This is a genomic window from Pseudomonas sp. NUPR-001 (assembly GCF_052147955.1).
Classification (GTDB): Bacteria; Pseudomonadota; Gammaproteobacteria; order Pseudomonadales; family Pseudomonadaceae; genus Aquipseudomonas.
Map to the genome: position 1 here is coordinate 4,003,208 of NZ_CP197353.1, position 9,293 is coordinate 4,012,500.

Annotated in this window: 11 protein-coding genes, 2 tRNA genes, 3 rRNA genes and 1 pseudogene (1 of these 17 cut by a window edge); 12 read left to right on the forward strand and 5 right to left on the reverse strand. The window is 56.6% G+C overall.

Translation table 11 applies throughout. The features are described 5' to 3' along the window. The first annotated feature begins 4 nt into the window (after window positions 1-4). The 12 genes and pseudogenes from ACP6KB_RS18230 (at window position 5) to queD (ending at window position 5,221) form a co-directional block, all read left to right on the forward strand. On the forward strand, window positions 5-745 hold the full coding sequence (locus ACP6KB_RS18230; RefSeq protein ID WP_442114335.1) for a DNA cytosine methyltransferase: 741 nt from the start codon (window positions 5-7) through the stop codon (window positions 743-745). A 23-nt stretch (window positions 746-768) separates the two neighbouring features. Next, window positions 769-1,245 (forward strand): hypothetical protein, encoded by a 477-nt coding sequence (locus ACP6KB_RS18235; protein WP_442108736.1) that lies wholly within the window; start codon window positions 769-771, stop codon window positions 1,243-1,245. 83 nt (window positions 1,246-1,328) lie between these two features. Then, window positions 1,329-1,994, forward strand: a pseudogene (locus ACP6KB_RS18240) (hypothetical protein); the annotation flags it as partial. Between the two features lie 191 nt (window positions 1,995-2,185). Further along, complete coding sequence (locus ACP6KB_RS18245; protein WP_442108737.1) at window positions 2,186-2,536, forward strand: hypothetical protein; 351 nt, start codon at window positions 2,186-2,188, stop codon at window positions 2,534-2,536. Beyond that, on the forward strand, window positions 2,533-3,045 hold the full coding sequence (locus ACP6KB_RS18250; RefSeq protein ID WP_442108738.1) for a hypothetical protein: 513 nt from the start codon (window positions 2,533-2,535) through the stop codon (window positions 3,043-3,045). Before ACP6KB_RS18245 ends, ACP6KB_RS18250 begins: the two co-directional genes overlap by 4 nt. Next, a complete protein-coding gene (locus ACP6KB_RS18255; protein ID WP_442108739.1) occupies window positions 3,042-3,413 on the forward strand; it encodes a phage protein NinX family protein in 372 nt (123 codons plus the stop codon). The genes ACP6KB_RS18250 and ACP6KB_RS18255 overlap by 4 nt, the downstream gene beginning before the upstream one ends. A 61-nt stretch (window positions 3,414-3,474) precedes the next feature. Next, window positions 3,475-3,675 (forward strand): hypothetical protein, encoded by a 201-nt coding sequence (locus ACP6KB_RS18260; protein WP_442108740.1) that lies wholly within the window; start codon window positions 3,475-3,477, stop codon window positions 3,673-3,675. Then, window positions 3,675-3,959: a hypothetical protein gene (locus tag ACP6KB_RS18265; RefSeq protein WP_442108741.1), complete on the forward strand. Its 285-nt coding sequence runs from the start codon at window positions 3,675-3,677 to the stop codon at window positions 3,957-3,959. The genes ACP6KB_RS18260 and ACP6KB_RS18265 overlap by 1 nt, the downstream gene beginning before the upstream one ends. A 172-nt stretch (window positions 3,960-4,131) precedes the next feature. After that, a complete protein-coding gene (locus tag ACP6KB_RS18270; RefSeq protein ID WP_442108742.1) occupies window positions 4,132-4,326 on the forward strand; it encodes a hypothetical protein in 195 nt (64 codons plus the stop codon). A 42-nt stretch (window positions 4,327-4,368) separates the two neighbouring features. Then, window positions 4,369-4,545: a hypothetical protein gene (locus tag ACP6KB_RS18275; RefSeq protein ID WP_442108743.1), complete on the forward strand. Its 177-nt coding sequence runs from the start codon at window positions 4,369-4,371 to the stop codon at window positions 4,543-4,545. 43 nt (window positions 4,546-4,588) lie between these two features. Next, on the forward strand, window positions 4,589-4,801 hold the full coding sequence (locus ACP6KB_RS18280; protein WP_442108744.1) for a helix-turn-helix transcriptional regulator: 213 nt from the start codon (window positions 4,589-4,591) through the stop codon (window positions 4,799-4,801). Window positions 4,802-4,864: 63 nt separating this feature from the next. Continuing rightward, complete coding sequence (gene queD / locus ACP6KB_RS18285; RefSeq protein WP_442108745.1) at window positions 4,865-5,221, forward strand: 6-carboxytetrahydropterin synthase QueD; 357 nt, start codon at window positions 4,865-4,867, stop codon at window positions 5,219-5,221. Window positions 5,222-5,466: 245 nt separating this feature from the next. On the opposite strand, the gene rrf is transcribed toward queD, so the two are convergent. The 5 genes from rrf to ACP6KB_RS18310 all read right to left on the reverse strand — a co-directional run. Further along, window positions 5,467-5,582, reverse strand: a 5S ribosomal RNA gene (gene rrf / locus ACP6KB_RS18290). 129 nt (window positions 5,583-5,711) lie between these two features. Further along, window positions 5,712-8,602: ribosomal RNA gene (locus ACP6KB_RS18295) — 23S ribosomal RNA — on the reverse strand. A gap of 253 nt (window positions 8,603-8,855) precedes the next feature. Next, window positions 8,856-8,931 (reverse strand) — tRNA-Ala (locus ACP6KB_RS18300). Window positions 8,932-8,941: 10 nt separating this feature from the next. Further along, window positions 8,942-9,018, reverse strand: a tRNA-Ile gene (locus ACP6KB_RS18305). Window positions 9,019-9,102: 84 nt separating this feature from the next. Continuing rightward, window positions 9,103-9,293, reverse strand: a 16S ribosomal RNA gene (locus tag ACP6KB_RS18310) (it continues 1,346 nt past the right edge of the window). The 16S, 23S and 5S rRNA genes sit together here with 2 tRNA genes alongside, the layout of an rRNA operon.

A 9,293-nucleotide genomic window follows, 5' to 3' on the forward strand; every position in this document is an offset into this window, starting at 1 on the left:
TGGAATCGGCGTCTGGTCTCTCGCTCTTCGAAGAGCCGGATGGCCAGATGACCTTCCTGTTTGGACCGGCAGTTGCCCCTGCCAGCCTTTCAGCTCGGCAGGCGCTGGAGGTGGGTTTGAGGACTCAAGGCACCTTTGGCCAACTTTCGCCTGGCTCATCAGGCAGCGAAAACCTCCAGTCATCCTTGGAGAACAGGTTGCAAGCAAGGCTGTCGAGCCTTGGGTCGACCTTGTACACGCTGACTTGGAAGCCATGGACTACGCCTTTGGGGCCGTCGCGTTCCCGTCTGCGGGCGTCGGCGCGCCGCACATCCGAGACCGACTTTTCTGGGTGGGTCACGCCAACAACGCGCGATCACAAGGACACCCCAGGGATGGTGGCTCAGCGAGGCGGGGCGGACCGATTAGATCAGCTACCGCGCCAAGCCTATCTTTGCGGGTGGCCAACAGTGACCGCGGCAGATGCGAGCAGAGGGGCGAAGGACTCGCGACCGCAGGATACGGGGATGCCGCTAAATCAGGCGGTAGCTCTAACCCGGACAGACCAGCCGGCCCGATTAACAGCCTCTGGTCAGCTTCTGACTGGCTCTTCTGCCGGGATGCCCGGTGGCGCCCAGTTGAATCCGGCACATTCCCGCTGGCTAATGGGGCTCCCGGTCGAGTGGGACGACTGCGCGCCTACGGAAACGCCATCAATGCTGAAGCGGCAACGCAGTTCATAGCCGCATATCTCGAAACTCAATGAAGCCACCACGGCGAGGTATCCCCATGCCCACAGAAAACCGATCCAGCAACACCGAACAGATGGTCAGCGTGCCGCGCGATGAAGTTGAGCGCCTGGTAAAGCTGCTTCAGTACCAAGCCCATCCATGCCCGTCCCCACACGCTGAGTTCTGGCAGGGTCTGCTGGATGCTCCAGCCGCCCAGCACCAGGAAGACGGCTTCAGCGCCGGTGACATGGCCGACCAGGGTGCTAAGGCGTTTGCTGCGCGTGATACGGAAGTAAAGGAGCTGCGCACTCAGTTAGCAGAAGCCCAAGAAGTGATTCGGGATTGCATTGAGGTCGGCGAGCTTGATGCGGAAACACAGTGGAAGGCCGAGCGGGTATCGAAGGGTCGTCGCTTGTACGTTGATGACCGAGCCCTGGCATCCATCGAAGATCCAAGCGCGCCGATTGAGCGCGATCAGGGAATCCCAGGCACCTCCTTCCAGCGCCTGAACATGCTGGCCAATCAGGGCGAATAGCCAATGAGTACATTTGTACTCCATCCAGCTTTAACCCCTCTCCCCTCTATTCAATGCCGCGATATGGCGGCCAAGGCGAAGCTATGTCTCAAGCAAAGGAACGCCCGATACTGTTCAGTGGGCCGATGGTCCGTGCCATCCTGGAAGGACGGAAGACGGTCACCCGCCGACCGATCAAAGGCGGCCAGATCCCACGCCTGGAATATCCAGACAGTCCGGAGCCTTGGACTGCTGTAGGCCAACATCACCCGCGCTATGGGTTTGTCGTCCACGGCAAAACCGAGCAGGAGTGCGCCGTAAAGGTTGGGGAACTAGGTGCTTGCCCATTTGGCGAACCAGGTGACCACCTGTGGGTGCGTGAGGCCTGGCTGGCAGATGCTCAACTCGATTCGATTGCGCCGCGCGACCTGAGTCAGGGCGAGCCCATCATGTACCCCGCAGATAGAAGCATCCGGCAGACAGGATGCACAATGGTCTCGCAGGGCCGAGGGCGCCCCTCAATCCACATGCCCCGCTGGGCTAGCCGCATCCTGCTGGAAATCACTGCGGTGCGTGTTGAACGGCTGCAAGACATCAGCGAGGAGCAAGCTGAAGCAGAAGGTGTAAATTTCCTTCGGCGCGCACCCGACGCAGACGAGACGCTCACCGCCGCGCAGCTATTCGAGTGCCTCTGGTGCAGCATCAACGGTGACGAATCATGGAGCGCCAACCCATGGGTCTGGGTCGTGGAGTTCGAGGTGGTCGAGCCAAGCACATCTGTATGTGACTACCACGGCAGCCACTTCGGTGCGCCGTACCCCGATGCTCAGTGCGTCGATGGCTTCCTGTGGGATGAAGACAGCTGCGATGTACCAGGCGGTCCACTGTTGAGCGGCGGCGACATTCCCTGCCCGAAGTGCAACGCGGAAGCATACGCCGACAACCAGCGCGAGATGAGCCAATGACCCGCCTCGCCCTCTGCCTCCTGCTGCTTGCCACCCTGGCCGGCTGCCGGGAGCCTGACATGCCCGCTGCCACCGTCGTCGCCGGTACATACAAGGTCGACAAACTTTTCACTGTCGACGGCTGCACCGTCTACCGCTTTCTCAACAGCGGCGGCAACAAGTACTTCACGAACTGCTCGGGCACTACGGCCTGGAGCGAGGACTGCGGCAAGGGTTGCGACCCTCAAAAGGGGATACCTGGCGGTGCTCACCACACCGAGCGCCAGCTCTCCCCGCACGAACAAGACAACACCCCTATCCCAGCAAAGGCGCCAGCGCGCTGGAATGAAGAGAGGTATGAGCTGTGACAGAAGAGGAAATCATCAAGCTGTCAGCCAAGGCTATGGGCCTCGAGCTCGAGTACCGGCGCGGCAGTGACGCCTTCTACTACGACGACCCCGAGACAGGCCGGGAGGTTTGGCTACCGATGCAAGACGACCGCCAGACGATGCTCATCATCGCAAAGCTTAGGATGGACATCTGCTGCCTGCACAGTCTCGCTCGGGCCACAGCCCATGTGCCGTATGTCGGCTTCAAGCAAAGCGAGATATCGCACGCAGCCGAACCGGGCGCCCGGCGCGATGCCATGCGCTTGGCAGTGGCAACTGTGGCGGCCAAGTATGGCCATGGGATGCTTGACGGCGGAACTGACGAGCGAGTTCTGGGGCACCTGCTTGGCATCGAGGGCTCAACCGCCTACGCCATGCGCGGCGCCATCCGCGAGTCTCGCGAGGAGATCAGCAAGGCCTGCCAGCGCCTGAAGCGAAAGGGCCTGGTGACCAACAAGGGGCCTTACTGGCAGGCGGTGGCGCGATGAGCGACCTGATCGAAGTGAAGGCAGCCGACCTAGTTGGCGAGCCGTTGAACTGGTCGGTGGCAGTTGCCATCGGCCTGAACCCGTCAGTGGTGCCGGCGCAGTACGGCGTCCCTGCTCGGGTGTTCATCCAGCAAGAAGGGATGTTCCCGGTGCGCTACAAGCCAGCTGTTGATTGGCTGACGGGCGGCCCTCTTTTGGAAAAATACGCCATCACAGTTACTCCTCTCAGCGATGCCGATTGGCGGGCCGAGGAGCACATCACTCACTGCAAGTCTCGTTCAACAGACTATCTGACCGCTGCCATGCGCTGCCTTGTACTGGCCGAGGCTGGAGAAACCGTCCAGGTGCCAAAGGAGCTGCTGCCATGATCCTCCTACCCATCGCCGCCCCGCTCTACATGGCCTGGATGATCTGGAAGGGGCCGAGGCCATGACGAACTACTACCCGAAGGGCGGCCGGTGTAAAGGCTGCGCCAAGCGACTGAACGACTGCAGCAGCCTCAACTTCAGCGCCATGCCCGTGCACCGCCGGGACGGCGCCGATATCGTGGTCATCTGCACCGAGTTCCGACAGCTCAATCACGGTCACTCGCTGAAGGAGAATGTCTGCCGCGGCCACGGTGGCCGGTGATGGCCTGCTACACGATCTACGACAAAGACCGGCGTCCAACTGGCCATATTTGTGGTGACCTGGGCCCGCACTGCTCAGGATGTGGGTCTGTCGCGGAAAACCTGTGCGACTACCCAGTTGGCGATGGCAAGACCTGTGATCGCAGCCTGTGTGATTACTGCTCGGCCCTCGTGGCTCCCGACGTGCACTACTGCGCCGCGCACCACGTCGAGTGGAAAATCTTCCGCGACGCCGGTGGCGTGAAGCGCGAACTCGAGAACGTCGTCCCGTTCAAGGGCGCGTAACCCCTCCCCCTACAACAACTCAAGCCTGCCGGTAGGCGGGCGAGGATGAACCATGCCCAATTTCCTGACCCGGCTCTTCCGCCGAAAGGCAAAGCCGCAACGCCCTGCACCTGCGCCCGCACCAACGGGATTTCGCGCCGGCCACAGCCCTGCAGCCGGTCGACAAGACCCAATGCTTGACCCACTCAACCCATTGAGCCCGATCAGCCCACTGAACCCGGCCAACCAGATCGACAGCTACGAGCCGTCCCGCTCCCACAGCAGCTGCTCCAGTCGCAGCCATGACAGCGGTAGCAGCTATTCGTCGAGCGATAGCTGCAGCTCATCTAACGCAAGCGATAGCGGTTCGAGCTCCAGCTACGACTAACCCTTCCCCACCTCTGTCGCCATGCGCGACGTGGAGACACCCATGAACCTGATCGACTGCTACGTCAGCAAGATCCTGGGCGCGCCTTATCGGAAGTTCGGCGCCTGGTGGGTTGACGTTGAGTACGAGGCCTATGGCCACACCAGCAAGACCCAGCTCATGTTCCGCAGCGAGCAGGCCGCCCTGGCCGCCGCTGTAGGCCACCACTTCCTCGCTTGACCACTATTCCTACTGTGCCGCCACCAGCGGCGTGGAGACATACATGACACCAGCAAAGAACATTGACCGCTTCCTACGCATTGAGGAGGTGGTTCACATTATCGGCATCAGCCGCAACACTGTGTACCGCAGAATCAAAGAGGGCACTTTCCCAAAACAGGTTAGAATAGGACCCAACTCGGTCGCTTGGCGTCAGTCGGATATCTCGGTTTGGATGTCCTCTTTGACCCCCAGCAACGACCAATCAGTACATTGAGCAGTACACCAAACAAGCGTGGCCTGCTCCAACCCTTACACCATCAGCTATACAGGCCACACCGTGGAAATTTTCAAAGAGTTCACCTTCGAGTCGGCACACCGCCTGCCGCACGTTCCTGAAGGGCATAAATGTGGTCGCTTGCACGGCCACTCGTTCAAGGTTGCCTTGCACCTGACCGGCCCGCTGGACCCACATACCGGATGGATTCGCGACTTTTCCGAGATCAAGGCGATCTTCAAACCGCTCTACGAGCAACTGGATCACAACTACCTGAACGACATTCCTGGCCTGGAAAACCCTACCAGCGAAGTGCTCGCCAAGTGGATCTGGGACCAGGTCAAACCCCTGCTGCCAGAGTTGTCCAAGGTGCGTATTCACGAAACCTGCACCAGTGGCTGCGAGTATTACGGCGACTGATCCGGCGTTAGATATGAAAAAACCACCCCCGAGGTGGTTTTTTTGTGCCCCCTGTGGGGGCAACTGTCTTGCACCACTTGTAGGAGCGGGCTTGCCCCGCGATAGCGATGTATCAGGCAGATTGCGATCGCGGGGCAAGCCCGCTCCCACAGCTCCCACAAGAAGAAGCCCATCCCAGCAGATTTTGGTCGGCGGAAAAGACAAAACCCCTACCTGCATACGCAGATAGGGGTTTCGGAATTTAATCTTGACGATGACCTACTCTCACATGGGGAAACCCCACACTACCATCGGCGATGCATCGTTTCACTGCTGAGTTCGGGATGGGATCAGGTGGTTCCAATGCTCTATGGTCGTCAAGAAATTCTGTTGCCAGAAGGTCTTGTTAGACACTCCAGCGAATTGGGTATGTGACTTTGTGGTTTTGCAAACTTTCGGTGACTTTCGTCTTCACCACCACAATCTGCGTTGCAGATTGCTTGGGTGTTATATGGTCAAGCCTCACGGGCAATTAGTATTGGTTAGCTCAACGCCTCACAGCGCTTACACACCCAACCTATCAACGTCGTAGTCTTCGACGGCCCTTCAGGGAACTCAAGGTTCCAGTGAGATCTCATCTTGAGGCAAGTTTCCCGCTTAGATGCTTTCAGCGGTTATCTCTCCCGAACATAGCTACCCGGCAATGCCACTGGCGTGACAACCGGAACACCAGAGGTTCGTCCACTCCGGTCCTCTCGTACTAGGAGCAGCCCCTCTCAAATCTCAAACGTCCACGGCAGATAGGGACCGAACTGTCTCACGACGTTCTAAACCCAGCTCGCGTACCACTTTAAATGGCGAACAGCCATACCCTTGGGACCGGCTTCAGCCCCAGGATGTGATGAGCCGACATCGAGGTGCCAAACACCGCCGTCGATATGAACTCTTGGGCGGTATCAGCCTGTTATCCCCGGAGTACCTTTTATCCGTTGAGCGATGGCCCTTCCATACAGAACCACCGGATCACTAAGACCTACTTTCGTACCTGCTCGACGTGTCTGTCTCGCAGTCAAGCGCGCTTTTGCCTTTATACTCTACGACCGATTTCCGACCGGTCTGAGCGCACCTTCGTACTCCTCCGTTACTCTTTAGGAGGAGACCGCCCCAGTCAAACTACCCACCATACACTGTCCTCGATCCGGATAACGGACCTGAGTTAGAACCTCAAAGTTGCCAGGGTGGTATTTCAAGGATGGCTCCACGCGAACTGGCGTCCACGCTTCAAAGCCTCCCACCTATCCTACACAAGCAAATTCAAAGTCCAGTGCAAAGCTATAGTAAAGGTTCACGGGGTCTTTCCGTCTAGCCGCGGATACACTGCATCTTCACAGCGATTTCAATTTCACTGAGTCTCGGGTGGAGACAGCGCCGCCATCGTTACGCCATTCGTGCAGGTCGGAACTTACCCGACAAGGAATTTCGCTACCTTAGGACCGTTATAGTTACGGCCGCCGTTTACCGGGGCTTCGATCAAGAGCTTCGCGTTAGCTAACCCCATCAATTAACCTTCCGGCACCGGGCAGGCGTCACACCCTATACGTCCACTTTCGTGTTTGCAGAGTGCTGTGTTTTTAATAAACAGTCGCAGCGGCCTGGTATCTTCGACCGGCATGGGCTTACGGAGCAAGTCCTTCACCCTCACCGGCGCACCTTCTCCCGAAGTTACGGTGCCATTTTGCCTAGTTCCTTCACCCGAGTTCTCTCAAGCGCCTTGGTATTCTCTACCCAACCACCTGTGTCGGTTTGGGGTACGGTTCCTAGTTATCTGAAGCTTAGAAGCTTTTCTTGGAAGCATGGCATCAACCACTTCGTCGCCTAAAGGCAACTCGTCATCAGCTCTCGGCCTTAAGATCCCGGATTTACCTAAGATCTCAGCCTACCACCTTAAACTTGGACAACCAACGCCAAGCTGGCCTAGCCTTCTCCGTCCCTCCATCGCAATAACTAGAAGTACAGGAATATTAACCTGTTTTCCATCGACTACGCTTTTCAGCCTCGCCTTAGGGACCGACTAACCCTGCGTCGATTAACGTTGCGCAGGAAACCTTGGTCTTTCGGCGTGGGAGTTTTTCACTCCCATTGTCGTTACTCATGTCAGCATTCGCACTTCTGATACCTCCAGCAAGCTTCTCAACTCACCTTCACAGGCTTACAGAACGCTCCTCTACCGCGTCACCTAAGTGACACCCGTAGCTTCGGTGCATGGTTTGAGCCCCGTTACATCTTCCGCGCAGGCCGACTCGACTAGTGAGCTATTACGCTTTCTTTAAAGGGTGGCTGCTTCTAAGCCAACCTCCTAGCTGTCTAAGCCTTCCCACATCGTTTCCCACTTAACCATGACTTTGGGACCTTAGCTGACGGTCTGGGTTGTTTCCCTTTTCACGACGGACGTTAGCACCCGCCGTGTGTCTCCCATGCTCGGCACTTGTAGGTATTCGGAGTTTGCATCGGTTTGGTAAGTCGGGATGACCCCCTAGCCGAAACAGTGCTCTACCCCCTACAGTGATACATGAGGCGCTACCTAAATAGCTTTCGAGGAGAACCAGCTATCTCCGAGCTTGATTAGCCTTTCACTCCGATCCACAGGTCATCCGCTAACTTTTCAACGGTAGTCGGTTCGGTCCTCCAGTCAGTGTTACCTAACCTTCAACCTGCCCATGGATAGATCGCCCGGTTTCGGGTCTATACCCAGCGACTAAACGCCCTATTAAGACTCGCTTTCGCTACGCCTCCCCTATTCGGTTAAGCTCGCCACTGAATATAAGTCGCTGACCCATTATACAAAAGGTACGCAGTCACCTAACAAAGTAGGCTCCCACTGCTTGTACGCATACGGTTTCAGGTTCTATTTCACTCCCCTCTCCGGGGTTCTTTTCGCCTTTCCCTCACGGTACTGGTTCACTATCGGTCAGTCAGTAGTATTTAGCCTTGGAGGATGGTCCCCCCATATTCAGACAAAGTTTCTCGTGCTCCGTCCTACTCGATTTCATGACTAAGAGATTTTCGCGTACAGGGCTATCACCCACTATGGCCGCACTTTCCAGAGCGTTCCGCTAATCTCAAAGCCACTTAAGGGCTAGTCCCCGTTCGCTCGCCACTACTAAGGGAATCTCGGTTGATTTCTTTTCCTCAGGGTACTTAGATGTTTCAGTTCCCCTGGTTCGCCTCTTGCACCTATGTATTCAGTACAAGATACTCAGCTTATGCTGAGTGGGTTCCCCCATTCAGAGATCTCCGGATCAAAGTCTGTTTGCCGACTCCCCGAAGCTTATCGCAGGCTACCACGTCTTTCATCGCCTCTGACTGCCAAGGCATCCACCGTATGCGCTTCTTCACTTGACCATATAACCCCAAGCAATCTGGTTATACTGTGAAGACGACATTCGCCGAAAATTCGCAATACTCTTAAAGACTTAAGAGAAACTCACAAATTTTACCTTAGCCTGAATAAACACCAGTGAAAGTGCTATTCAGTCTATTTCTATCACATACCCAAATTTTTAAAGAACGATTCTGAAAAAGTTCAGAAATCAATATTCGACGCGAATATTCATTTCTAAGCTTTGACACGGTAGCACTACCAGGCGGTAGGGGGTGGTGGAGCCAAGCGGGATCGAACCGCTGACCTCCTGCGTGCAAGGCAGGCGCTCTCCCAGCTGAGCTATGGCCCCAACAAGAAACTGGTGGGTCTGGGCAGATTCGAACTGCCGACCTCACCCTTATCAGGGGTGCGCTCTAACCAACTGAGCTACAGACCCAGTTAAGAGCTGTTACCGATATCGTCTTCTTCAATGAATCAAGCAATTCGTGTGGGAGCTTATGAAACAGCTGATGTCGTCGATTAAGGAGGTGATCCAGCCGCAGGTTCCCCTACGGCTACCTTGTTACGACTTCACCCCAGTCATGAATCACACCGTGGTAACCGTCCTCCCGAAGGTTAGACTAGCTACTTCTGGTGCAACCCACTCCCATGGTGTGACGGGCGGTGTGTACAAGGCCCGGGAACGTATTCACCGCGACATTCTGATTCGCG

Excerpts from the sequence above, each read along its gene's own strand:
- ACP6KB_RS18235 (WP_442108736.1), top strand. The coding sequence starts at position 769 with ATGCCCACAGAAAACCGATCCAGCAACACCGAACAGATGGTCAGCGTG.
- ACP6KB_RS18245 (WP_442108737.1), top strand. The coding sequence starts at position 2,186 with ATGACCCGCCTCGCCCTCTGCCTCCTGCTGCTTGCCACCCTGGCCGGC.
- ACP6KB_RS18255 (WP_442108739.1), top strand. The coding sequence starts at position 3,042 with ATGAGCGACCTGATCGAAGTGAAGGCAGCCGACCTAGTTGGCGAGCCG.
- ACP6KB_RS18260 (WP_442108740.1), top strand. The coding sequence starts at position 3,475 with ATGACGAACTACTACCCGAAGGGCGGCCGGTGTAAAGGCTGCGCCAAG.
- ACP6KB_RS18265 (WP_442108741.1), top strand. The coding sequence starts at position 3,675 with ATGGCCTGCTACACGATCTACGACAAAGACCGGCGTCCAACTGGCCAT.
- ACP6KB_RS18270 (WP_442108742.1), top strand. The coding sequence starts at position 4,132 with ATGCTTGACCCACTCAACCCATTGAGCCCGATCAGCCCACTGAACCCG.
- ACP6KB_RS18275 (WP_442108743.1), top strand. The coding sequence starts at position 4,369 with ATGAACCTGATCGACTGCTACGTCAGCAAGATCCTGGGCGCGCCTTAT.
- ACP6KB_RS18280 (WP_442108744.1), top strand. The coding sequence starts at position 4,589 with ATGACACCAGCAAAGAACATTGACCGCTTCCTACGCATTGAGGAGGTG.